Source organism: Kiloniellales bacterium (genome assembly GCA_030064845.1).
Taxonomy (GTDB): Bacteria; Pseudomonadota; Alphaproteobacteria; order Kiloniellales; family JAKSDN01; genus JASJEC01.
The window spans coordinates 1-22,473 of the sequence record JASJEC010000049.1; the positions used below are offsets into that span (position 1 = coordinate 1).

At 66.8% G+C, this 22,473-nt stretch carries 22 protein-coding genes; 5 read left to right on the top strand and 17 right to left on the bottom strand.

Annotation, left to right across the window (positions count from 1 at the left end; translation table 11 throughout):
• Positions 1–108: 108 nt before the first annotated feature.
• On the bottom strand, positions 109–1,908 hold the full coding sequence (gene sppA / locus QNJ67_15680; protein ID MDJ0610416.1) for a signal peptide peptidase SppA: 1,800 nt from the start codon (positions 1,906–1,908) through the stop codon (positions 109–111).
• 134 nt (positions 1,909–2,042) lie between these two features.
• On the opposite strand from sppA, the gene QNJ67_15685 reads away from it, so the two are divergent.
• A complete protein-coding gene (locus QNJ67_15685) occupies positions 2,043–3,335 on the top strand; it encodes a class I SAM-dependent RNA methyltransferase (protein MDJ0610417.1) in 1,293 nt (430 codons plus the stop codon).
• A gap of 59 nt (positions 3,336–3,394) precedes the next feature.
• On the opposite strand, the gene aroC is transcribed toward QNJ67_15685, so the two are convergent.
• Positions 3,395–4,477 (bottom strand): chorismate synthase, encoded by a 1,083-nt coding sequence (gene aroC / locus QNJ67_15690; GenBank protein MDJ0610418.1) that lies wholly within the window; start codon positions 4,475–4,477, stop codon positions 3,395–3,397.
• A gap of 30 nt (positions 4,478–4,507) precedes the next feature.
• Positions 4,508–5,347 (bottom strand): enoyl-ACP reductase FabI, encoded by an 840-nt coding sequence (gene fabI / locus QNJ67_15695; GenBank protein ID MDJ0610419.1) that lies wholly within the window; start codon positions 5,345–5,347, stop codon positions 4,508–4,510.
• 180 nt (positions 5,348–5,527) lie between these two features.
• Here fabI and QNJ67_15700 point away from each other — a divergent pair, with 180 nt between their 5' ends.
• Positions 5,528–6,790, top strand: coding sequence for a YihY family inner membrane protein (locus QNJ67_15700; protein ID MDJ0610420.1), 1,263 nt, complete (start codon positions 5,528–5,530; stop codon positions 6,788–6,790).
• On the opposite strand, the gene QNJ67_15705 is transcribed toward QNJ67_15700, so the two are convergent.
• The 3 genes from QNJ67_15705 to QNJ67_15715 form a co-directional block, all read right to left on the bottom strand.
• On the bottom strand, positions 6,767–7,096 hold the full coding sequence (locus tag QNJ67_15705; protein MDJ0610421.1) for a chaperone modulator CbpM: 330 nt from the start codon (positions 7,094–7,096) through the stop codon (positions 6,767–6,769). The genes QNJ67_15700 and QNJ67_15705 overlap by 24 nt on opposite strands.
• A gap of 12 nt (positions 7,097–7,108) precedes the next feature.
• Positions 7,109–8,035: a J domain-containing protein gene (locus tag QNJ67_15710; GenBank protein MDJ0610422.1), complete on the bottom strand. Its 927-nt coding sequence runs from the start codon at positions 8,033–8,035 to the stop codon at positions 7,109–7,111.
• Positions 8,036–8,167: 132 nt separating this feature from the next.
• Positions 8,168–8,638, bottom strand: coding sequence for an RT0821/Lpp0805 family surface protein (locus QNJ67_15715; protein MDJ0610423.1), 471 nt, complete (start codon positions 8,636–8,638; stop codon positions 8,168–8,170).
• Positions 8,639–8,787: 149 nt separating this feature from the next.
• Here QNJ67_15715 and pdxH point away from each other — a divergent pair, with 149 nt between their 5' ends.
• Genes pdxH through QNJ67_15730 form a run of 3 tightly spaced genes read left to right on the top strand, consistent with a single transcriptional unit; the run spans position 8,788 to position 11,107 of the window.
• On the top strand, positions 8,788–9,381 hold the full coding sequence (gene pdxH, locus QNJ67_15720; GenBank protein ID MDJ0610424.1) for a pyridoxamine 5'-phosphate oxidase: 594 nt from the start codon (positions 8,788–8,790) through the stop codon (positions 9,379–9,381).
• Between the two features lie 12 nt (positions 9,382–9,393).
• Positions 9,394–10,317: a cation diffusion facilitator family transporter gene (locus QNJ67_15725; protein MDJ0610425.1), complete on the top strand. Its 924-nt coding sequence runs from the start codon at positions 9,394–9,396 to the stop codon at positions 10,315–10,317.
• Positions 10,318–10,369: 52 nt separating this feature from the next.
• On the top strand, positions 10,370–11,107 hold the full coding sequence (locus QNJ67_15730) for an SDR family oxidoreductase (GenBank protein MDJ0610426.1): 738 nt from the start codon (positions 10,370–10,372) through the stop codon (positions 11,105–11,107).
• Between the two features lie 19 nt (positions 11,108–11,126).
• Here the strand turns inward: QNJ67_15730 and QNJ67_15735 are convergent, their stop codons facing one another.
• The 11 genes from QNJ67_15735 to QNJ67_15785 form a co-directional block, all read right to left on the bottom strand.
• A complete protein-coding gene (locus QNJ67_15735; GenBank protein MDJ0610427.1) occupies positions 11,127–11,681 on the bottom strand; it encodes a hypothetical protein in 555 nt (184 codons plus the stop codon).
• 187 nt (positions 11,682–11,868) lie between these two features.
• The gene (locus QNJ67_15740) at positions 11,869–12,279 is read right to left on the bottom strand and encodes a VOC family protein (GenBank protein MDJ0610428.1); all 411 of its coding nucleotides are present in this window, start codon (positions 12,277–12,279) and stop codon (positions 11,869–11,871) included.
• Positions 12,276–13,058, bottom strand: a complete 783-nt coding sequence (locus QNJ67_15745) for a DUF1194 domain-containing protein (GenBank protein MDJ0610429.1) — start codon at positions 13,056–13,058, stop codon at positions 12,276–12,278. Before QNJ67_15745 ends, QNJ67_15740 begins: the two co-directional genes overlap by 4 nt.
• Before the next feature lie 3 nt (positions 13,059–13,061).
• Positions 13,062–14,171 carry an extracellular solute-binding protein gene (locus QNJ67_15750; GenBank protein ID MDJ0610430.1) on the bottom strand — a complete coding sequence of 370 codons (1,110 nt, stop codon included), beginning with the start codon at positions 14,169–14,171 and terminating at the stop codon, positions 13,062–13,064.
• Positions 14,168–14,839, bottom strand: a complete 672-nt coding sequence (locus QNJ67_15755; GenBank protein ID MDJ0610431.1) for a DUF1194 domain-containing protein — start codon at positions 14,837–14,839, stop codon at positions 14,168–14,170. Before QNJ67_15755 ends, QNJ67_15750 begins: the two co-directional genes overlap by 4 nt.
• A 168-nt stretch (positions 14,840–15,007) precedes the next feature.
• A complete protein-coding gene (locus QNJ67_15760) occupies positions 15,008–15,859 on the bottom strand; it encodes an ABC transporter permease (protein ID MDJ0610432.1) in 852 nt (283 codons plus the stop codon).
• 4 nt (positions 15,860–15,863) lie between these two features.
• Positions 15,864–17,132, bottom strand: a complete 1,269-nt coding sequence (locus QNJ67_15765; protein MDJ0610433.1) for an ABC transporter permease — start codon at positions 17,130–17,132, stop codon at positions 15,864–15,866.
• Between the two features lie 98 nt (positions 17,133–17,230).
• Positions 17,231–18,340, bottom strand: coding sequence for an ABC transporter substrate-binding protein (locus QNJ67_15770; protein MDJ0610434.1), 1,110 nt, complete (start codon positions 18,338–18,340; stop codon positions 17,231–17,233).
• A 131-nt stretch (positions 18,341–18,471) separates the two neighbouring features.
• Complete coding sequence (locus QNJ67_15775) at positions 18,472–19,563, bottom strand: ABC transporter ATP-binding protein (protein ID MDJ0610435.1); 1,092 nt, start codon at positions 19,561–19,563, stop codon at positions 18,472–18,474.
• A gap of 188 nt (positions 19,564–19,751) precedes the next feature.
• Positions 19,752–20,963 carry a 5-aminolevulinate synthase gene (hemA, locus tag QNJ67_15780; protein ID MDJ0610436.1) on the bottom strand — a complete coding sequence of 404 codons (1,212 nt, stop codon included), beginning with the start codon at positions 20,961–20,963 and terminating at the stop codon, positions 19,752–19,754.
• A gap of 94 nt (positions 20,964–21,057) precedes the next feature.
• Positions 21,058–22,452, bottom strand: coding sequence for an aspartate aminotransferase family protein (locus tag QNJ67_15785; protein ID MDJ0610437.1), 1,395 nt, complete (start codon positions 22,450–22,452; stop codon positions 21,058–21,060).
• Positions 22,453–22,473: the final 21 nt, after the last annotated feature.

Below are 22,473 nucleotides of genomic sequence, written 5' to 3' on the forward strand. Positions count from 1 at the left end.
CAGAGACTGAGACTGGGGTCGAATATGCTCGGCATGTCCTTCCTCCTCGCGCCTAACAGCAGGCCGATTTCACTCGGACCAGGAGCGCGCCCTGAATGTCAAAAGGCCCTAGAAGGCGGGGGACTCTTCGATCCCTATCCTCTGCATGCGCAGCATGCCGGCGCGCGGATCGGCGGTCAGCTGGTCCTGGGCCGCGAGGAGGGGGCCCAAGGTGTCCGAGAGCCGCGCCACGCGGTCGAGCAGCACGACCAGCCGGGCGCCGTCCAGCGTGCCGCCCAGCATGTCCTGGAGCAGGGCATCCCAGGGATCGCGACGCTCGGGGAAATCTTCGAGGCGAATCTCGTCAGGATCGGCGCCGATGGCTTCCGCGGCCAGGGCGAGCGCCCGGCGCATGCCGCCCAATTCGTCGACCAGTCCCAGGTCCCGAGCGGCTTCACCGGTCCAGACCTGACCCTTGGCAGCGGCGCTGACGGCATCCGCGCTCAAACCGCGCCCGTCGGCGACCTTCCCGGTGAAGTCCTCGTAGGTCGCGTCGAGGCGGCTGTTCAGGCGCCGCCAGCCCTCCTCGTCGAAGCGTTGGTTGCTGCTCCAGAGATTGGCGTTGTCGCCCGCCTGTACGCCGTCCCAGGATATCTCCAGCTTGTCCCACAGTCCGGAGAGCACGAACTTGCCGGCCACCACGCCGATCGAACCGGTCACCGTGCCCGGCTGGGCAACGATCTTGTGCGCCGGTGCGGCGACGAAGTAGCCGCCGGAGGCGGCGAGGCCGCTCATGGAGACGATGACCGGCTTGCCGAGCTCGCGCGCGCGCTGCATCTCGCGCCAGATCGTGTCGGCCGCGACATAGGACCCGCCGGGGCTGTCGACCCGGAAGACGATGGCCTCGATGTCGGGATCGTCGATCGCATCGGCGATCGCCCGGGCCACGGTGTCCGATCCCATAACAACGCCGCCGAAGGCCGGGTCGTTCTCGCTCTCCGCCAGCTGCACCGGACCCAGACCGTAGACCAGGGCGACGGCCCGGCCCGGCTCTTCCTCGACCGTCTGGGCGTCGGCATAGGTGTTGAGCGCCAGGAACTCCACATCCTCGCCGGCCGCCTCGGTAATCCGTGCGTCCACCTGGTCCCAATAGGCGAGCTCGTCGACCAGGCCGGCCTCGACCGACGCGGTGCTCATGTGAGGCGCGCTGTCGATCAGTCCGCGCACCTGCTCCGGCGAGAGCGCTCTTTCCTCAGCGATACCGGCGGCGATCTGCCCCAGCAGGGAGTCCAGAAGCTGCTGAAGATTCTGCCGCTGCGGCTCGGGCAGGCTGTTCTCCGTGAAGGTGGCCAGCGCGCCTTTGAACTCTTCGCGCTGGCCGACCTGCGGCTCGACCCCGATTTCGTCGAGGGCATCGCGCAGGAAGGGGCTCTGAATGAGAAAGCCGGTCAAGTCGAGATCGCCCGACGGCTGCATGAAGACCCGCCCAAAGGCGCTGGCCAGGTAGTAGTGCCGCGTGCCGTTGCCTCCTTCACCGAAGCTTTCGGCAAAGGCGAAGGCAAATTTCTCGTTGTCGCGGAAGCTCTTCACCGCGTCGCGGATCTCCTGGATCTGGGCGACGCCCAGCCGCCCGCGCCCGACACGGGCGACCAGCCCCTTGACCCGCGGGTCGGCGGCGGCCGCCTCGAGCGCCTCCAGGGTGTCCCGCAGCACCACGGCATCCGAGAGCGACGCTCTCGACAGCGGGTTGTCCGGCAGGGTCTCGACGACACCCTTGGAGAAATCCATGGTCAGCACGACCTTCTCCGGGATCTGTGTCTCCTGCGGAGCGGCGAAGATGCCGATGCCAACCACCACCAGCACGACCAGCAAGCCGACCGTCGCGAAGATGCCGACGATGCATTTGAGAATGAAGAGAACAGCGCGCATGGTCTTCCCTGAATGGAGGCGTTCGGCCGCTCGGTTCGGGCCGGGTTCGAAGCGGGATGACGTGCAGATAATCTCCGACGCGTGGAAAGTCGAGCCTTGATTGGGACCGGGCCGGGGCCGAGGGAAGGGCATTCTTGACGAAGCGGGCGAGACGATCCGGTGGGCGGCAGGCCGAGCTGGTCATCGATAGTGTCGGCGGCCGCGGCGACGGCGTCGGGCAGTTCGAGGGCCGCCCGGTCTTCGTGCCGCAGGCGCTGCCGGGCGAGCGCCTGCGCGTACGGCTCGGAGGCAAGCGCGCGGGCGGACTCTCGGGCGAAGCCTTGGAGCTGCTGACGGCCGCGCCGGACCGCCGTTCGCCGCCTTGTCCCAACTTCGGACCCTGCGGCGGCTGCGCCCTCCAGCACTGGGAGGAAGACTCCTATCGCCGGTGGAAACGCGGGCTGGTCGTCGAGGCGCTTTCCAGGCGTGGCCTGCCGGGCGCGCGGGTCGGCGAGCTGGTGTCGATCCCGGCGGGCACCCGCCGGCGCGCCAGCCTGTCCGCGGTGCGTCTCGCCCACGACATCCGCCTCGGGTTCCACGAGCAGCGGAGCGGCAAGGTTGCGGACATCGAGGGCTGCCTGATCCTGACGCCGTCGCTCATGGCCTTGCTGCCGATCCTGCGGACGGGGCTGGCCCCGGTGCTCGCGCCGGGCGAGGATATGGGCGTCATGGTGACCGAGACCGACGGCGGCCCCGACGTTCTGCTGTCGGCCCGCCGCGCGCCGGCCCGCCGCGAGCGTGAGGCGCTCTCCCGTTTCGCCGAGACCGCGGACCTCGCCCGGCTGTCCTGGATCGCCCCGGCGAGTGCGCCCGAGCCCCTGGCCCTGCGCCGGCCCGCCACTGTGGAATTCGCCAGGGCCCACGTCGAACCGCCGCCCGGCGGCTTCCTGCAGCCCAGCCGGGAAGGCGAGCAGGCCCTGGTCGAACGGGTCCTCCAGGTGATGCCTTCGGCGCCCGGCCAGATCCTCGAGCTCTATGCCGGTTGCGGCAGCTTCACCTTCGCGCTCGCCAAGGCCGCCCGCGTGCGGGCCGTGGAGGGCGATGCGGCGGCCCTCGCCGCCCTCGCGCGGGCCGCCGCCGGGGCCGGCCTGTCGGGCCGGATCGAGACGGAACAGCGCGACCTCGCGCGCCGTCCTCTGCTGGCCGGGGAGATGGCGGGCTTCGACGCGCTGGTCTTCGACCCGCCCCGCGACGGCGCTAGGGAGCAGGCAGCGGAGATCGCCCGGTCCCGGGTTCCTACGGTCGTCGCCGTCTCCTGCAACCCGCGCAGCTTCGCGCGCGATGCCAGGATCCTGGCGGACGGCGGCTACGTTCTAGAGGGTGTCACGCCGGTCGATCAGTTCCTCTGGTCGGCCCACGTGGAGCTGGTCGCGACGTTCCGTCGCTAGAGCGGATTCACGCGATTGAATGGATCGCCCCGGGCGAGTCCATTCAATCGCGATCTGCTCTAGCCGCACTGCGCGCGGTGGCGCAGCAGGTGGTCGGCCAGGACCAGGGCCATCATGGCCTCGCCGACCGGCACCGCGCGGATGCCGACACAGGGGTCGTGGCGCCCCTTGGTGACGATCTCCGTGTCCTGGCCGAAGCGGTCGACCGTCCTGCGCGGACTGAGAATCGACGAGGTCGGCTTGACCGCGAAGCGCACCACGATCTCCTGGCCGCTGGAGATCCCGCCCAGGACGCCCCCGGCGGCGTTCGAGAGGAAGGTGACCTCGCCGTCCGCCATGCGCATTTCGTCGGCATTCTCCTCGCCGGAAAGCGCCGCGGCGGCGAAGCCGGCGCCGATCTCCACGCCCTTGACCGCGTTGATCGACATCATCGCCTTGGCCAGATCGGCGTCCAGCTTGTCGTAGATCGGCTCGCCAAGGCCCGCCGGCACGCCACTCGCCCGCACTTCGATGACCGCGCCGGCCGACGAGCCCGCCTTGCGCCGCTGGTCGAGGAAATCGGCCCAGGTCTTGGCGGCCTCGGGGTCCGGGCACCAGAAGGGGTTCTTGTCGACCTCGTCCCAGTCCCAGTTCGACGGGTTGATGCCATGCGGGCCGACCTGGATCAGGGCGGCGCGGATCACGACTTTCTGGTCCAGCAGATAGTCCAGGGTCTTGCGGGCGACCGCGCCGGCCGCGACCCGCATGGCCGTCTCTCGGGCCGAGGAGCGGCCGCCGCCGCGGTGGTCGTAGTGGCCGTACTTCTTCCAGTATGTGTATTCCGCGTGGCCGGGCCGGAACTTGTCCTTGATGTCGCCGTAGTCCTTGCTGCGCTGGTCGACGTTGTCGATCAGCAGCGCGATGGGGGTCCCCGTCGTTACGCCCTCGAAGGTGCCGGAGAGAATTCTGACGTTGTCCGGCTCCCGCCGCTGGGTCACGTAGCGCGACTGGCCCGGCCGGCGCCGATCGAGGTAGGGCTGGATGTCCTCCTCGCCGAGCGGAATCCGGGGCGGGACGCCGTCGACCAGGCAGCCGATCGCCGGCCCGTGGCTCTCGCCCCAGGTGGCGAAGCGGAAGGAATGACCGAAGGCGTTTCCGGGCATGGTCGGCGCCTGTCTAGAGGCCCCGCGCCGTCACGAATCTGGGTTCAGGGTCTTGAGGAGGTCGGCGACCTGCGGTGCCGCGTCGACCGCCATCATCCCGACCGAATGGTAGCCGCAGTCGACGTGGTGGACCTCGCCGGTGACCCCGGTCGCCAGATCCGACAGCAGGTAGAGAGCGGCGCCGCCGACCTGCTCCAGCGTGACGTTGCGCCGGAGCGGCGAGTTGTACTCGTTCCATTTCAGGATGTAGCGGAAGTCGCCGATCCCCGAGGCCGCCAGGGTCTTGATCGGCCCGGCCGAGATCGCGTTGACCCGGATGTTGTCCTGTCCCAGGTCGGCGGCCAGGTAGCGCACGCTGGCCTCGAGCGCCGCCTTGGCGACGCCCATGACGTTGTAGTGGGGCATGACCCGTTCCGCGCCGTAGTAGGTCAGGGTCAGCATGCTGCCGCCGCCGTCCATCAGCGCGGCGGCGCGCTGCGCCAGAGCCGTGAAGGAGTAGCAGGAGATGTCGAGGCTGCGGACGAAGTTCTCGCGGCTGGTGTTGACGTACTTGCCCTTCAACTCTTCCTTGTCGGCGTAGGCGATGGCGTGGACCAGGAAATCCAGCCCGCCCCAGGCCTCGCGCACCGTCTCGAAGACCTTGTCGATGCTGGCGTCGTCGGTCACGTCGCACGGCACGACCACCTTCGACCCGACGGATTCGGCCAGCGGCACGACGCGCTTGGCCAAGGCGTCGCCCTGGTAGGTAAAGGCCAGTTCCGCGCCGTGCTGGTGCGCCGTATTGGCGATTCCCCAGGCAATCGAGCGGTCGTTTGCGACCCCCATGATCAGCCCGCGTTTACCGGCCATCAGACCGTGACTGTCAGTCATACCGCTTCTCGTGAAATGACGGTGCCCTGCTGGCGCGAGGCGCATCCTACACCAAAGCCCCTAGGGGTCAATTCCAGGTGGCCCCCGCGAAACCGGCTTCCCGGGCCTCGGAAGGCGGGGGGTACGTTCGGCGGGGGAATCGGGTAACATGCCGCCCGGATGCTGCCCTCGGAGGCTGCGATGGAGCGACTTTCCGCGATCTGGGCCCGGCTGGTCTCGGCCAAGGGGCTGGCGGTCTACAGCCTGCGCCGGTTCCTGGAGGACGGCGGCGCGGGCACGGCCGCGGCGCTCAGCTACACCTCGCTGCTCGCCCTGGTGCCGCTGCTCGCGATCACCTTCGCCGTCATGTCGGCCTTCGACGCCTTCGCCGGCCTCGAGGAGATCATCCAGGAACAGCTCCTGGCCGCCATGGTGCCCGAGGTCGCGTCAACGATCAGCCAACACCTCGGCGTCTTCATCGAGAACGCGCGGCGCATGACGGGGGCCGGCATTCTCGGCCTGGCGGTCACCGCCGTCCTGCTGCTGAACACGATCTACGAGGCCTTCAACGAGATCTGGCGCGTGCGCGATACCCGGCCGGTCGCGCTCCGCGTGTTGGTCTACTGGGCCCTTCTGACCCTGGGGCCGCTGATGATCGGCGCCTCGCTGTCGATGTCGGGCTACGCCTTCGCCGTGGTGCAGGAGGCCGGGATCGAGGACTACGCCGAGCCTCTGATCAGCCTGACCGGCACGCTGCCGTTCCTCCTCTCCGCCGTCGGCTTCACCCTGCTGTTCATCCTCGTGCCCAACCGCTCGGTACGGCCGCGCGACGCCTTGGTCGGCGCCCTGGTCGCGGCGCTCGCCTTCGAGGCCCTGAAGAAGGGTTTCGGCCTCTACCTGGAGCACTTTCCGTCCTACCAGGCAATCTACGGCGCCCTGGCGGTGCTGCCGATCTTTCTCCTGTGGATCTACCTCTCCTGGTCGGTCCTGCTGTTCGGCGCCGAGATTACAGCCGCCCTGCCGGAATGGCGGGCGACCGGTGGGCGCCACGCCGAGGCGCAGGCGCCGGGGACCCGGCTCGCGCTCGCCCTGGCCCTGCTGTCGCGCCTGAGGGCGGCGTCGCGCGACGGCCGGATCCTCCGGCAGGACGAGCTGTCCCGCGATCTGCCGGTGGTGCCGAGCCAGCTCGACGGGGTGCTCTCCGACTTGAAGACCGCCAGCTACCTGGCCTACAGCACGAGCGGCGGCTGGGTGCTCGCCCGCGACCTGGCCGCGACCACGATGAACGACCTGGTGGCCGCGCTCGGACTCGCGCTCGCGCCGGGCGACGACTGGCCCGCCGACGTGGCCGCGGCGGTCGGCACCTACGCCGATGCCGGGCGCGACGCCGGGCAGGTGACGCTGGCCGACGCCCTCGACCGAGCTGCGGCCCAGTCGCCGCTACGACTTGGAAAGCTCGCGTAGCCGGGCCTCGAGCTCGTGCCGGGTGCCCTCCGGCAGCTGCTCGACGGCGGTTTTGAGGTCGGCCAGGGCCCGGCGCAGCGCATAGACCTGATCGAGCAGTCCTAGGATCATCGGCAGCGCGTCTTCCTGGACCTCGAGGTCGATCCTGAGTTCTGCGATCAGGCGAACGCGCGCCTGATCGGCCTCGTCGAACAGGAAACGGCCTTCCCGTTCCACGGGCCGCACCCATTTGCGGTCGATCCAGTCGGTCAGGACCTGGCGATTGACTTGGGTTTCCCTGACGACCTCTTCGATCGATACCAGCATGAAGCGGCCTCCTCAGCCGAGCCCGGCCTTGCGGCGCGGCTGGTAGGACTCGGCCGCGGACCAGCGCGCCACGAAGTCGGCCAGTTCCTTGTCGATCTTGTCGGGCAGCATGACCTTGAGCTTCAGCAGCTGATCGCCCTTCTTGCCGGTCTTCTGGTCGAGCGCGCCCTTGTTGCGTAAGCGCAGAACGGTCCCGCTGTTCGAGCCCGGTGGGATCGTGACCGTGACCGTTCCATGAATGGTCGGCGCATCGACCTTGGCGCCCGCCACGGCCTCTTTGAGGGTGACCGGCAGCTCCAGATGTATGTTGTTGCCCTCGCGGCTGAAGTACTTGTGCGGCTTCACGTGGATCTCGATGTAGGCGTCGCCGGCCGGGGCGCCGCCCAGGCCCGCCATGCCCTGGCCCTTGAGCCGCAGGGACTGGCCCTCGACCGAACCCTCGGGAATGGTCACGCTCAAGGTCTTGTCGTCGGCCAGGCGAATCTTCTGCTTGGAGCCGTTGACCGCTTCGACGAAGTCGACGGTGATGTCGTAGGACACGTCGGCGCCCTTGCGCCGGACGCTGCGCTGCTTCTGCTGGCCACGGGCGCCCGAGAAGAGATCCTCGAAGATGTCCGTGACGTCGTAGTCCTCGCCGAAATCAAAGGGGCGGTACTTGGCGCCCTGGCCGCTCTCCGCGTAGCGGCGGTAGAACCCGCCCTGGCCGAAGGGTTTCTCCTGGCCGCCAGCGTCGATCTCGCCGCGGTCGAAGCGCTTGCGCTTCTCTTCGTCGCCCAGAATGTTGTAGGCCTGAGAGACCTCCTTGAACTGCTGCTCGACGGCGCGATTCCCCGGATTGAGGTCGGGGTGCAGGCGCTTGGCGAGCTTTCGGTACGCCCGCTTGATATCGTCGGCGCTGGCGTCGCGCGCGACGCCCAGCACCTTGTAGGGATCCTTCATCGCCTTACCGCCGCGGGGCCGGTGAAGGCCCCTTCTATGTCTTGTGGTCGAGGCGCCCTGGACGCCCGCATATAGAGAAATAGTTCGGCCAAGGGGGAATATCCAGGCCCTACCAAGGGGGGGCCCGGAAGCTCAGTCGACCATGCGCCAGTCGCCGTCGGGCTGCAAGCAGGCGACGCCGTAGGCCTCCTGGGTCTCGCCGTCGATCGTTATGATCTTCTGATACTCGCGGCAGTATTCGCCTTTCGACGAGGTGCCGTCCCGCGTCGGCGTGACCGAGCCGTAATTCTGGCTCTCGGGGTTGTTCCAGGTGACCGTCTCGCCGATCGGGACGACGTGGGCCCGCTCGGCTGCCTCTTCGGCCTTCATCCGGTCGAGCTCGTCGAGATCACGCCCGATGCTGCTGCCGATCAGGGCGCCGATCAGAACGCCCGCCCCAGCGGCAAGCACGGCGACCGGCCCGGAGCCGATCTGGGCGCCGAGCAGACCCCCGGCGGCCGCGCCGCTCACGGCGCCGATGTTCTCCTTGCGGTGAGGGTCGTGGGCACAGCCCGACGTTGCGGTGATCAGGATCAAAGCGACCGCAACGATCTTGAGTTTCATAGCCAAGCCCCCGTCGGCGAAAACGCCACAGAACCAAGTATTCCCTATAACCGTGCTACGGTCTAGTTTGGGGTCGCATCCCCGGCTGGGCCCCTCGGCCCTGCAGCGTGCCGGCCGCGCGGCGAACCTGCGGCGAGGACCTGAAGCCAATGATCCGCGATACCACCCCGGGCGACCCCTTCGCATTGTTCGGCACCTGGTTCGACCAGGCCAAGGAGTCGGAGATCAACGATCCCAACGGCATGGCCGTGGCCTCCGTCGGGCCGGACGGTATGCCCTCGCTGCGCATGGTGCTGCTCAAGGATTTTAGTCCTAGAGGTTTCGTGTTCTACACTAATTTCGAGAGCAAGAAGGGCCGTCAGATCCTGGGCAACCGCAAGGCCGCGCTGCTGTTCCACTGGAAGTCTCTGCGCCGCCAGGTGCGCGTGGAGGGCGACGTCGAGGTCGTGGACGACGCCGAAGCCGACGCCTACTTCGACAGCCGGGCGCGGGACAGCCGCATCGGCGCCTGGGCGAGCGAGCAGTCGAGGCCCATGGTCGGGCGCTTCGAGCTGGAGAAGCGGATCGCCAAGTTCGCCGCCAAGTACGCGGTCGGGAAGGTGCCACGGCCGCCTCACTGGTCCGGCTTCCGGGTCATACCCGGCTACATCGAGTTCTGGCAGGACGGCAAGTTCCGGCTGCACGACCGGCTCGTCTACCATCGCGAAGGCGACGGCTGGCGGACCGAACGGCTTTTTCCCTGAGCTGGAGCATCCATGTCCACCACGCAGGAGATCAGGACCGATCCCAGTGCCGAGCGCCTGATGCGCCTCGCGACCTACGCCGCGGTCGCCACCGCCCTGGTGCTGATCGTCGTCAAGCTGGTCGCCTACCTGCTGACGGATTCGGTCAGCCTGCTCTCGTCCTTGATGGATTCCGTGCTCGACGCCATGGCCTCGCTGGTGAACCTCGTGGCCGTCCGCCATGCCCTGGTGCCGCCCGACCGCGAGCACCGCTTCGGCCACGGCAAGGCGGAGCCGCTGGCCGGTCTCGCCCAGGCTGCCTTCATCAGCGGCTCCGCCCTGTTCCTTGCGGTCGAAGCCGGGCACCGACTCTTCGCGCCGCGCATTGTCACCCACGTCGACATCGGCATCGGCGTCTCGGTCTTCGCCATCGTTGCGACCTTCATCCTGACCCGGTTCCAGCTCTACGTGGTCAAGCGTACCGGCTCGATCGCCATCGAGGCCGATTCCCTGCACTATCTGGGGGACCTTCTGATCAACGGCGCGGTCATCGTCGCGCTGATTCTCGCCTCGCGCTTCGGCTGGATCTATGCCGATGCGCTCTTCGGTCTGGCCATCGCGCTCTATCTGATCTTCAATGCCGTCCGGATCGCCCGGGCGGCGCTGGACATGCTGATGGACCGGGAGCTGCCCGAGGAGGATCGCCGGCGGATCAAGGAGATCGTCATGAGTCACGGCGAGGTGCTCGACATGCACGATCTGCGGACGCGGACATCGGGGCGTCAATGCTTCATCCAGCTCCATCTGGAGCTGGACGGCGACATGCCCCTGTTCGACGCCCACCACATCGCCGACACGGTGGAGGCGGCCTTGATGGAAGCCTTTCCCCAGGCCGAGGTGCTGATCCACCAGGATCCCCACGGCCTCGAGGAGCCGCCGGTTCACCAGGTCTCATGATCGATCCGGGCCGGGCGCCGCCGGCCCGAGGGAAACGAGGGCCCGTGGGGCGATGACGGAAACATCCAGGACCATGATTCTGACCGGCGCCAGCCGCGGCATCGGCCATGCCACGGTGAAGCGGTTCAGCGAAGAGGGCTGGAGGATCATCACCTGCTCGCGGGAAGAGGTGCCGGAGGATTGCCGGCGCGACCCCAACTGGGCGCACCATGTCAGCGTCGACCTGTCAGGGCCCGAGGGCTTTGACCGCTTCATCGAGCAGGCGCTGGAACTGCTGGGCGACGACGGCCTGGACGCGCTGATCAACAACGCGGCGGTCTCGCCCAAGACGCCTTTCAAGGAGCGCCTCGGCGTGCTCAACGGCGACATGGACGGCTGGCGCAAGGTCTTCGAGCTCAATCTCTTCGCGCCGCTGGCCCTGGCGCGCGGCCTCGCCGTGCCGCTCAGGAAGAGCAAGGGAACGGTGATCAATATCACCTCGATCGCCGGCCACTTAGCCCATCCCTTCGCCGGTTCGGCCTACTCGGTCTCCAAGGCGGCGCTCTCGGCGCTTACCCGGGAAATGGCCGTGGAGTTCGCCAAGATCGGCGTCCGAGTCAACGCGGTCGCGCCGGGCGAGATCGAGACGGCCATGATCGGAGAAGAGTACGAGGCCCTGATCCCGCGCATTCCCATGCACCGCATGGGCCGTCCCGAGGAGGTCGCCTCGGCGGTCTACCGCCTCTGCACAGACGACTTCGGCTACGTCACCGGGACCGAGATCTTCGTCACCGGCGGCCAGCACCTCTGAGATTTCAGGAGCCTGAGGCTCAGGCGGCTTGTTCGTCCAGTTTGTGCGCCAGCGCCTTGAACCACTCGAGCCGGGACGCCGTGTCGGCGAGACTCTGGTCGAGCCAGGGGCTCAGGTGGCCCTCGTCCTCCCCGTGCTGGCTGCGCAGCTCGCGCAGCCGGGCCAGCTCGCGTTCGGTCATCTCGACCAGGGCTTCGACCTGCAGCTGCTGCTCCTCGGTATCGAGCAGATGCAGAAAGCGCATCTTGAGCGCAAGAATAAGCTTGTTGATATCGCTGATTGGCGCCCGGAGGTTGGCGGACAGCAGCCGAACCATTTCCGCGCGGCCGGCCTCGGAGATCGTGAGCACGGCCTCTTCGCCACCCTCCGAGTCCCCGGCGGCTTCAACCAGTCCCTCGACGCGGAGCAGCTCGAGGGGCGGGGCCACGAGATCCAGCGAAGGGCCCACCAGGTGGCTGATGAAGTGGCGAACCTCGATGGCCAGCTCGCTGTAGCGCCACTGACCGGAGGCCAAGAGGCCCAGGGCGAGGAGGCGCACCGCTTCACTGGGGATGAGACTGTTGTCGCGGTACATGGCGGCGTTCCGATCCGGTTTTTCAGGTGCAGGAGGCCTGTCAGCGCTTCCGAGAACTCTGCCTGACGATTCTTTCGTCAGCATGAAGCGGCGGCAACACTCGCGCCGTATTTCAGTCTAGTGTCTTTCGCATGTCATGTCCATGACTTTTTCGCAAATGAGAAGCATTCGCATTTTCTCAACGGGCTCAGGAGCCGTCGGGGGGCCCCTTGAGCTCGACCGTGTTGCCCTCCGGATCGGCGATATAGATCGAAGGGCCGCTGCCCTCGGCGCCGTAACGGCGCTGCACCGGGCCGGCTTCGATCCCGTGGCGCCGCAGGTAGCCGGCGATCGCCTCGGCGTCGAAGGGATCGAGGCGCAGGCAGAAATGGTCCATATTGCGCCCCTCGGCGCCCGGCGCTGCGCCGCCCTGACGGCCGATCTCGCCGGCGACGTCGACCAGATCGATCAGCGCGTTGCCCGCCCGCAACTGGGTGAGGCCGAATCCTTCCTGGACCTTTTCGACGGCGCAGCCGAGCACCTCGGTGTAGAAGCGCAGCATCGCTGGCACGTCGATCGCCCGAATCACAACGTGGTCGATGTTCCGGATCTTGATCATGGCTTGGTCGATGTCTCCTTCAGCGCGGCGGCGCGCCCGGCCGGCGGCGCAGCCGCAACGGGAGCGCCGGAGATCTCGCGCAGAAGCTTGCGCAGGATAGCCTCCGCGAAGTCCTCGTAGTCTGCGGCCGTCATCACGAAGGCGCCGTCACCGCCGATCACGTTATGGCGGTAGTAGTGATCGAGGTGGGGGTCCTCGTTGAGGATTGCCAGTCCGTTGACCGTTATCCCTTGGGCCACGGTTCGGTCGCGGCTTGAGCGCGGGACTCTCAGGCGGTTGTCGACGCCGTCGCCCGAGACGTCGATGACCCTGCGGTCGCCGTCGAAACCGTTGCGCGGGAAGAGGGCGGCCGAGAAGTCGAGCGCCGCGGCGATCGCGGTGCCGGGTCCGACGAAGAGCCTCGGCATCGCCGCGATGCGCCGCGCTAGGGCACGGGACGAGGCGCCGTCCGTGACCAGGACCCAGTCGACCGCCAGGCTGTGTTGATCGGTGTTGCCCCACTGCACCAGGGCGACGGCGATGCCCCTGTTGCCCAAGGCCTCGATCGCCTGCCCGATCCGCTGGTCACGAAAGGCATTAGCGAATCCCAGGCTCTGCAGGGCAAATTCCTCGTCGCTGACGCTGAGCGAGGTATCGACCGCGAGCAGCAGTTCCAGATGCACCGCTCTGGTCTCGGCGCGGGCCTGGCCCGTGACGATCAGAAACCCGAGACAGCACAGCAGTGCCGCCGCCGCGGAACGCCACGGGTGCCAGGTCCGGTGGGGCGTTATCCGCTGCAAGGCTTATCTCGACAGCCAGTCCTCGAAACGTTGCCTCACTCTTTCGCCGTTGCTGATCCACCACTGGACGCCGCGGTTGAGACTATAGTCGAAGCTCTCCTGCGAGGTCGGCAGGTGCGGCTTCAGGTCGAGGCCGCTCTCGTTGTCGGCGCCGACGAAGGCGGACGAGGATTTCCGCGCCGGACCGTAGGCGGTGAGGGCGGCGTGCGTGGCCAGCCGCTCGGTGCCGGTCGCCGATTTGATGAAGGTGAGCGCCGAGTCCAGCCTGGCGCTGCCCTTCGGCACGACCCACAGGTCGACGTCCCAGTACTGGCCGTCCCAGATCACGGCGAAGGGCAGGCGCTCGCGGGCGCGGGACCTGAAGACGTCGCCGTTGTCGGCCGCGGTCATGGACACCATGCCGTCGACCAGCAACCGGACCGCGTCGGCTTCGTCCTGCCACCAGATGACCTGATCCTTGATCGTGTCCAGCTTGGCGAAAGCGCGGTCGAGTCCTTCCGCCGTGGACAGGAGATCGTAGACCTCGGGCGGCGCCACGCCGTCCGCCAGCAGGGCCCACTCCAGGGTGGCCCTGGGCGTTCGCTCCAGCCCCCGTTTGCCGGGGAATCGGTCGAGATCGAAGAAATCCGCCAGGACCGCCGGCCCTTCGTCGTTGAACTGCACACTGTCGTAGGCGATCACCCTGGAGGAGATCAGGGAACCCACGCCGCAGACGGTGAGCGCGCCGGCGATGAAGTCCTCGGTGGCGCGCGTGCCGTCCGGGGCCGGCGGCAGGATCGAGTGGTCGATCTGCTCCAGGAGGCCCTCGTCGCAGCCTCTCACGGCGTCGACCAGCTTCATGTCGACGACGTCCCAGATGACATCGCCGGCTTCTATCTGGGCGGCGACGGCGTCAAGGCCGCCGGCGTCGTTCAGGACTTCCGCCGTGATCCCCGTCGCCTCGGTGAAGGGACCGGTGATCGTCTCGGACTGCTCGACGGTGTAAGCCCCGCCCCCAATGACAACCGTGATCGTCTCCGCCAGGACCGGGGCCGGCGCGAAGGCTTGGGCCAGTCCGAGCGCGGCGAGACCGAGCGCAGCGGGGCGGGAGAGGCCGAGGCGGGGAGCCTTCATCTCGGTGCCTCAGCGGCCTGCTGCGCGACGCGCGGCCCGCTCGGCGGCATAAGGCCTTCGGCGACGGGCGCGGCGGAGATCTCGCGGATCAGCTTGCGCAGGATCGCCTGGGCGAAGTCGTGGTAGTCCTTGGCGACGACGACGAAGGCGCCGGCGCCGCCGATCACGTTCTCCAGGTAGTAGAGGTCCAGGTTATCTTCCTCGTTGAGGATGGCGAGACCATTGACCGTGATGCCCGCGCGGACCGCGATGTCGCGCCAGGTCCGCGGCGTGGGCCCGCGGTTGTCGACGCCGTCGCCCGAGAGGTCAATCACCTTTCGATCGCCGACATAGGAGTTGCGGGCAAAGACCGCAACGGCGGACTCCAGCGCGCGGGTGATCGCCGTGCCATCGCCGGGAAAGAGCCGCGGCGTCGTTTCGATCAGCTCGGCGAAACGCCCGGCCTCGGACCGGTTGGTGATCTTGGTCCAATCCACGCCGATCCGCTGCTGATTGTTGTCGCTCCACTGCAGCAGGGTGACCGCGATGCCGTGGTCCCCGGCGGCGCGGATGGCGGCGGCGACCGCCTCGTGGCGGAACGCGTCGGCGAGGCCCTGGATCTGCAGTTTGTACTCGGAGGCATCCACGCTTAGTGATACGTCGATTGCCAGCACCAGCTCCAGCTGCACCCTTTCGGCTCTCGCCGTCGAGGGTAGCGCCAGCACGATCAGAAGGGCGCAGGCCAAGCCGGGAAGGTGTCGGAAAACCCTAAAGGTCGGGAAAAGGAACGCGGCCGCCTCGATCCCGGTTCCGGTTCGATCGCACAGGCCCATCCTGGCCACGTTGCTCCGGCCCGCTCAGGTCGGCGCCATACCGCGCAGGCGTTCATTGCGGCGGCGCAGGAGCTCCAGGCTCGCGAGCAGCATGATCGAGACGATGATGAGCAGGGTGGCCACGGCCAGGATGGTTGGGCTGATCTGCTCGCGAATGCCCGAGAACATCTGCCAGGGAATGGTGCGCTGTTCGAAAGAGGCGACGAAGAGCACGACAACCACCTCGTCGAACGAGGTAATGAAGGCGAAGAGCCCGCCCGATATCACACCCGGCAGGATCAGCGGGACGATGACCTTGAAAAAGGTCCGGGTGGGGCTCGCGCCGAGCATGGCCGAGGCGCGCGTCAGGCTGTGGTCGAAGCCGACGAGGGTCGCGGTCACGGTGATCACCACGAATGGCGTGCCGAGCGCGGTATGGGCGAGGATCACGCCGAGGTGGGTGGAGGCGAGGCCGATCTTCGAATAGAAGAAGTACATGCCGGCCGCCGAGATGATCAGCGGCACGATCATCGGCGAGATCAAGAGCGCCATGATGGCGGTGCGGTAGGGCATGTATGGCCGGCTGAGGCCGAGCGCCGCGATCGTGCCCAGGGTGGTCGCCAGGATGGTCGAGAAGAAGGCGATGATGATGCTGTTCTTGACCGCGCCCTGCCAGTTCAGGCTGTTGAAGAAATCCTTGTACCATCGCAGCGAGAAGCCGTCGGGATCGAGCGACAGCATCTCCGGCGTGAAGGTGAAGAACGGCACCGTGTTGAAGGACAGCGGCATGATCACCAGGATCGGCACGATCAGAAAGGTGAAGATCAGGCCGCAGATGAAGCGAAATCCGTAGTACCAGGTGCGTTCCAGGGGTCCTGCGTAGGCCGGTGGCGGCATGGTTCTATCCCAGCTTCATGTTGTCGATGCCGACGATCTTGTCGTAGAGGAAGTAGAGCGCCAGGACGATACCGAGCAGGATCGCGCCGAGGGCGGCAGCCAGGCCCCAGTTCAGCGAAATCTGCATGTGATAGGCGATGAAGTTGCTGATCAGGGTGCCCTTGGTGCCGCCGACCAGGGCCGGCGTGATGTAGTAGCCGATCGCGATGATGAAGACGAGAATGCCGCCCGCGCCGATACCGGCGACGGTGTTGGGCATATAGACCCTGACGAAGGCGACCACCGGATTGGCGCCCAGCGACAAGGCCGCGCGCATGTAGCTCGGTGGGATGGTCTTCATCACGCTATAGAGCGGGAGCACCATGAAGGGCAGCAGGATGTGGGTCATGGCGACGATGGTGCCGATCTCGTTATGGATCATGGCCAGGCGGTTGTTGTCCGAGACCAGGCCGATCCAGACCAGGAGATCGTTCAACACGCCCTCTTGCTGAAGCAGGACGATCCACGACGTGGTGCGCACCAGCAGCGAGGTCCAGAATGGGAGCAGCACCAGAATCATCAGTAGGTTGCTTGTCCTGACCGGCAGCGTTGCCAGCAGGTAGGCGATGGGATAGCCGAGCAGCAGGCAGAGTGCCGTGATCAGGGTGCTCAGCCAGAGCGTGCGGATGAACAGCGAGACGTAGATCTGCCGTTCTTCGGGCTGCGCCTTCACGCCGCCGTCCAAGCCGAGCTTGAGGTCGACCGCGGCCAGATAGTACGACGCCGTGAAGTTGCCGCTCTGGCGCTTGATCAGCTTCCAGGTCTCGATGTCGCCCCACTTCTTGTTGAGCTCTATCAGGGCTTCCTGGTAGGGGCCCTCCTTGATCCGCTTGGCCTTACGGCCGCTTGAACGGAACAGGCTGGACATCCCCGAGGCCTCATAGTTGAGGCGCGTGCCGACCTTGCCGATATCCCGGGTCTCCCGACCTTCCACGAGGTCCGCGACCATGGCCTCGAAGACCGCTTCCGGCGGCAGCTCCCCGGAGGTCTCGTCCCACTGGGCGAGGAGGGGGACCGTGCGATGGAGAACCTGCGGGATCAGCGAGTTCTCCACGCTGCGGAACGTCATGTCGAAGATTGGGATCAGGAAGGTTACGAGAATGAAGAGAAAGAGAGGCGCGACCAGCAGGATGGCGCGGAGTCTGTTGCGGCGCATGGCGCGCGCGATGCTGACCTTGAGCGGCGTCCCGTCCGCCGTGGTCATCACTTCCGGTGGTGCCGTATTCGCGGCCACGAACCTGTTCCTTCGTCACGCCCGCCCGGTCCCCGATCTGGAACCGGGAAGTGTCGCCCGCGGGACGGGCCGATCCCGTCCCGCGGACGCCGAGGTTGCTACTTGGCGAGCCAGGCCTGGAACCGCTCGTCCAGTTCGGCCCGGTTGTCAGCCCACCACTCGTAGTTGAAGAGCAGCGTCTTCTTGGCGTTCTCCGCATTGGTCGGCATGTGCGGCGCCATGTCGATGCCGAGCTCCGCGTGCTTGCTGACCAGCGGGCCCGAGGACTTACGCGCCGGGCCGTAGGAGATGAACTTGGCCTGATCCGCGAGGCGCTGGGTATCGGTCGCGAAGCGGACGAACTTCTTGACCTCGGCCTCATTCTTGCCGCCCTTGGGGATGACCCAGCCGTCGATGTCGAAGACCTGCCACTCCCACATCATGGCGATCGGCTGCTTCTCCTCCTCGATCGCGGCGAAGAGGCGGCCGTTGTAGGCGGAAGCCATGACGACTTCGCCGTCGGCGAGAAGTTGGGTCGGGACCGCGCCCTTGGTCCACCAGACGACGCTGTCCTTGATCGTGTCGAGCTTCTTGAAGGCCCGGTCAACGCCTTCCGGCGTGGACAGGACGTCATAGACGTCGTCGGCCGCCACGCCGTCGGCGATCAGGGCCCACTCCAGGTTGCCGATCGGCTTCTTCTCCAGCGCGCGCTTGCCCGGGAACTTCTTGAGATCGAAGACGTCGGCGATCGAGTCCGGCTGCTCGCCCGAGAACTTGTCGGTGCGGTAGCCGAAGGTGGTCGAGTAGACGATCTGCGGAATGAAGCAGTCCATCAGGAAGCCGTCGAAGAAGTCCTTCGAAGGCGGCGTGCCGTCCGGCGCCGGGGCCAGCAGCTCGTCGTGATCGAACTCGATCACCACGCCCTCGTCGCAGGCCGTGATCGCGTCCGAGGCGACCATGTCGACCAGGTCCCAGGTGATGTTGCCCGCCTCGGTCTGGGCGCGCAGCTTGGCCAAGCCCTCCGACGCGGAGTCGTCGTTCAGGATTTTGATGCCCGGGTTCATTGCCATGTAGGGCTCGTGATAGGCCTTCTGCTGGCTGGCGGTGTAGGCGCCGCCCCAGGAAACCACCACGAGCTCCGTGTCGGCCTGCGCCGGAGCCGCCGCCGCAAGGCCGAGGCTCGCCAGGCCGGCGATCCCCATGCAGGTTTGTTTCAACAGACTTTTCATAACGCTAATCTCCCTGGTGGGTTGTGCCGGTTCCACCGGCGGTCGATGGTGTTATCCCCCTCGGCGCACGGAACCGCTGCGGAGCTGCCGCCCCGGTTCCGGCTGCGCGTCCGTAAAACCCTTCCCGCGCCTCAGGCATCGAGCGCCCTGCAGTCCTCGGCCTGCCAGCCGACCTTGACCACCTCGCCCGGTTCCAGGTGCACGTGGCCGGCCGAGTTGGGGACCTTGACGATGAAGTCGTCGTGACCACAGAGGCTGATGCGGGTGCGGACGTGGTCGCCGAGATAGATGAGTTCTTCGACCTTGGCCTCCAGCACGTTGGGGCACTTGCCCTCCTCGGGCTTGACGAAGACCCGTTCCGGCCGGAGCGAGAGGGTGGTGTCGCTGCCCACGCCCTCGTGGTTGATCGAGATGGCCTTGATCATCTTGCCATCGACTTCGACCGTGCAGGTGGCGCCGTTGACCTCTCTGACCCTGCCGACCAGCTTGTTGTTCTCGCCGATGAAGGCGGCCACGAAGGCGTTGTTCGGCTGCTCGTAGAGGTCGTCCGGGGGCGCCAGCTGCTGGATCACGCCGTCGTCGAAGACCGCGATGCGGTTCGACATGGTCAACGCCTCGGACTGGTCGTGGGTCACGTAGACCATGCTCACCCCGAGGTTTTCGTGGATGTGCTTGATCTCGTACTGCATCTCTTCGCGCAGGTTCTTATCCAACGCGCCCAGCGGCTCGTCCATCAGCACCAGCTCGGGCTCGAAGACCAGGGCCCGGGCCACGGCGACGCGCTGCTGCTGGCCGCCGGAGAGCTGGGCCGGGCGCCGCCCGCCGAAGCCGCCGAGGCGCACCATGTCGAGCGCCCGGTTGACCTTCTGCTCAATGTCCGCCTTGGACATCTTTCGGACTTCCAAGGGAAAGGCCAGGTTCTCGGCGACCGTCATATGGGGGAAGAGGGCATAGTTCTGGAACACCATGCCGATCCCGCGCTTGTGGGGCGCCACATTGTTGATCGGCGTGCCGCTAAGGTAGATCTCGCCGTGGGTGGCCGTCTCGAAGCCGGCCAGCATCATCAGGACGGTGGTCTTGCCCGAGCCCGACGGCCCCAGCATGGTGAGAAACTCACCTCTTTCGACGTCTAGATTGAGATCCTTAACGACCAGGGTTTCGCCGTCGTAGCTCTTCTGCACCCCGTCGAACTTGACGATGATGTCCGAATTTGCGGACGTCATTCAGCCGCTCCCCGTTGTGACCTCCTGAGCAGGGTCCTCTGCTGGGCCCCTTCGCTTCGACGCGACCCTATCTAAATTTTGAGCGAAGTTGGAGTCAAAAATTGGGCCGGCCGCAGTCCAGGCCGGCCGCGACCGCCGCATATATTTCAAGGACTTCAGCCGGGACCGGCCGGTTGCTGGATTGCTTCCTAGGCCGCGCGCTGCAGATCCAGTTCCGTCCAGATCTCGACCAGGGCCGCGATCAGCCGGTCCATGTCGCGGTCGCTGTGCAGCGGTGTCGGCGTGAGACGCAGGCGCTCCGTGCCCTTGGGCACCGTGGGATAGTTGATCGGCTGGACGTAGAGGCCATAGCGGTCGAGCAGGGTGTCTGTGACCAGCTTGCACAGCACCGGGTCGCCGACCAGCACCGGCACGATGTGGCTCTCGGACTCCATGACCGGCAGGTGGGCCGCCAGCAGCCGCTCCTTGAGCGTTGCCGCCCGTTCCTGGTGCCGGGCTCTCTCGGCATGGCTCTCTTTGAGATAGCGCACGCTGGCGCGGGCCCCGGCGGCGATCGCCGGTGGCAGGGCCGTGGTGAAGATGAAGCCGGAGGCGTAGCTGCGCACGAAATCCACTAGGGCCGCGGAGGCGGCGATGTATCCGCCCAGGACTCCGAAGGCCTTGCCCAGGGTGCCCTCGATGACGGTCAGGCGGTCCATCAGACCCTCGCGGTCCGCGATCCCGCCGCCGCGCGGGCCGTAGAGGCCGACGGCGTGGACCTCATCGAGGTAAGTCATGGCGCCGTGAGCCTCGGCGACGTCGCAGAACTCGCCGATCGGCGCGATGTCGCCGTCCATCGAGTAGACCGATTCGAAGGCGACCAGCTTGGCGCGCTCGGGCGCGTAGCGGGACAGCATGCGGTCGAGGTCTTCCGGATCGTTATGCCGAAAAATGCATTTCTCGGCGCGGCTGTGACGGATCCCCTCGATCATCGAGGCGTGATTGTTGGCGTCCGACAGCACGACGCAGTCCGGCAGCCGCGCGGCCAGGGTGCCGAGCGCGGCCCAGTTGGAGACATAGCCCGAGGTGAACAGTAGGGCGGACTCCTTGGCGTGTAGATCCGCCAGTTCCCGCTCCAGAAGCACGTGGTAGTGATTGGTGCCCGAGATGTTGCGGGTGCCGCCGGCGCCGGCGCCGCAACGCTGGAGCGCCTCCTGCATGGCCTCGATGACCTTGGGATTCTGACCCATCCCGAGGTAGTCGTTGGAGCACCAGACGGTCACCTCGCGCGGGTTGTCGGCGCCGTGGTGCCGGGCCGTCGGGAAGCAGCCGGCCTGGCGTTCCAGGTCGGCGAACACGCGATAGCGCCCCTCCCGTCGGAGGCCGGCTATCTGCCGGTTGAAGAAACCTTCGTAATCCATCGACCTCTTCCTCCACTGCCCCCAACAGTCTTGTCTAGCCGTTTCGGGGCGACGGTATCACCACTTCGCCCGACCGTGGACCGCCTTCCTTGGTCTAGGCCACCGATGCGAGGCCTTCTCCGGAAACCCAGCGCGTGGTCTCCTCGAGGGCCCGGTCGAAGCGGTCCAGCAGGGCTTCGATCTCCGCTTCGGTGATGATCAAGGGCGGGCAAACGCCGATGCTGTCGCCCAGATTGCGCACGATCAGTCCCTCTGCCTGGGCATTGGCGGCGAAGGCGCCGCCGACCTGGCCGACCGGATCGAAGGCCGCCTTGGTCGCCTTGTCGGCGACCAGTTCCACGGCGCCGATCAGGCCCTTGCCGCGCACCTCGCCGACCAGGGGATGGCCGCTGAACCGCTGGAGCCCGTTCTGCAGCTTGGGCGCCATCCGCTGGACGTGGGCGACGATGTCCCGCTCCTCGTAGATCTTCAGGGTTTCCAGCGCGACCGCCGCGCTGACCGGGTGCGCGCTGTAGGTATAGCCGTGGCCGAAGGTGCCGTGTTCCGCCGAGCTGTCGGCCAGCGCCTGGTAGACCCGGTCGGAGATCATCACGGCGGAGATCGGCAGGTAGGCCGAGCTGAGCGCCTTGGCCATGGTCATGATGTCGGGCTGGATCCCGAAGGTCTGGCTGCCCCAGAAGTTTCCGGTCCGGCCGAAGCCGCAGATCACCTCGTCGGCGACCATAAGTATGTCGTGCTTTTTTAGTACTTTCTGGATCTTCGGCCAGTAGTCGACCGGGGGCACTATGACGCCGCCCGCGCCCTGCAGGGGCTCGGCGACGAAGGCCGCGATGGTCTCGGGCCCTTCCTCGAGGATCAGTTCCTCCAGCTCCTCCGCTAGCCGGGTGGTGAAGTCGGCCTCGCTCTCGCCCTCCTGGGCGCAGCGGTAGAAGTGGGGACAGCCGGTCTTGAGGAAGCGGCTGCTGGCCGGCAGATCGAAGCCCTCCTGCACGTAGGCCAGGTGGGTCAGGCTGGCGGCCGCGATGGTGACGCCGTGGTAGCCTCTGAAGCGGCTGATGATCTTCTTGCGATCCGGCCGGCCCAGGGCGTTGTTGTAGTACCAGATCATCTTGATCATGGTGTCGTTCGCCTCGGAGCCCGAATTGGCGAAGAAGACCTTCGACATGGGCACGGGGGCCAGGCCGATCAGGCGCTCGGCGAGGTCGATCGAGATGTTGGCCGTCTTGTGGGCGAAGGCGTGGTAGTAGGGCAGGGTCGACATCTGGCGCTCCGCCGCCTTGACCAGCCGTTCCTCGCTGAAGCCCAGCGCGGTGCACCAAAGGCCGGCCAGCCCTTCGATGTACTCCTTGCCCTGGTCGTCATAGACATAGACGCCTTTGCCCTTGGCGATTACGAGGGGACCCTGGGCCTCGTGCTTGCGGGCATTGGTATAGGGATGCAGATGATAGGCGACATCCCGGCTCGCTGCGGAGTTTGGCCGCTGGTCCATGACTGGCTCCCTCGGGCTTGA

Bases quoted from the DNA above. Each gene is read 5' to 3' on its own strand.
- QNJ67_15775 (MDJ0610435.1), bottom strand. From the start codon at position 19,563: ATGACGTCCGCAAATTCGGACATCATCGTCAAGTTCGACGGGGTGCAG.
- QNJ67_15760 (MDJ0610432.1), bottom strand. From the start codon at position 15,859: ATGCCGCCACCGGCCTACGCAGGACCCCTGGAACGCACCTGGTACTAC.
- QNJ67_15750 (MDJ0610430.1), bottom strand. From the start codon at position 14,171: ATGAAGGCTCCCCGCCTCGGCCTCTCCCGCCCCGCTGCGCTCGGTCTC.
- QNJ67_15730 (MDJ0610426.1), top strand. From the start codon at position 10,370: ATGACGGAAACATCCAGGACCATGATTCTGACCGGCGCCAGCCGCGGC.
- QNJ67_15710 (MDJ0610422.1), bottom strand. From the start codon at position 8,035: ATGAAGGATCCCTACAAGGTGCTGGGCGTCGCGCGCGACGCCAGCGCC.
- aroC (MDJ0610418.1), bottom strand. From the start codon at position 4,477: ATGCCCGGAAACGCCTTCGGTCATTCCTTCCGCTTCGCCACCTGGGGC.
- QNJ67_15705 (MDJ0610421.1), bottom strand. From the start codon at position 7,096: ATGCTGGTATCGATCGAAGAGGTCGTCAGGGAAACCCAAGTCAATCGC.
- pdxH (MDJ0610424.1), top strand. From the start codon at position 8,788: ATGATCCGCGATACCACCCCGGGCGACCCCTTCGCATTGTTCGGCACC.
- QNJ67_15785 (MDJ0610437.1), bottom strand. From the start codon at position 22,452: ATGGACCAGCGGCCAAACTCCGCAGCGAGCCGGGATGTCGCCTATCAT.
- QNJ67_15735 (MDJ0610427.1), bottom strand. From the start codon at position 11,681: ATGTACCGCGACAACAGTCTCATCCCCAGTGAAGCGGTGCGCCTCCTC.
- QNJ67_15715 (MDJ0610423.1), bottom strand. From the start codon at position 8,638: ATGAAACTCAAGATCGTTGCGGTCGCTTTGATCCTGATCACCGCAACG.
- fabI (MDJ0610419.1), bottom strand. From the start codon at position 5,347: ATGACTGACAGTCACGGTCTGATGGCCGGTAAACGCGGGCTGATCATG.
- QNJ67_15770 (MDJ0610434.1), bottom strand. From the start codon at position 18,340: ATGAAAAGTCTGTTGAAACAAACCTGCATGGGGATCGCCGGCCTGGCG.
- QNJ67_15740 (MDJ0610428.1), bottom strand. From the start codon at position 12,279: ATGATCAAGATCCGGAACATCGACCACGTTGTGATTCGGGCGATCGAC.
- QNJ67_15725 (MDJ0610425.1), top strand. From the start codon at position 9,394: ATGTCCACCACGCAGGAGATCAGGACCGATCCCAGTGCCGAGCGCCTG.
- QNJ67_15700 (MDJ0610420.1), top strand. From the start codon at position 5,528: ATGGAGCGACTTTCCGCGATCTGGGCCCGGCTGGTCTCGGCCAAGGGG.
- sppA (MDJ0610416.1), bottom strand. From the start codon at position 1,908: ATGCGCGCTGTTCTCTTCATTCTCAAATGCATCGTCGGCATCTTCGCG.
- hemA (MDJ0610436.1), bottom strand. From the start codon at position 20,963: ATGGATTACGAAGGTTTCTTCAACCGGCAGATAGCCGGCCTCCGACGG.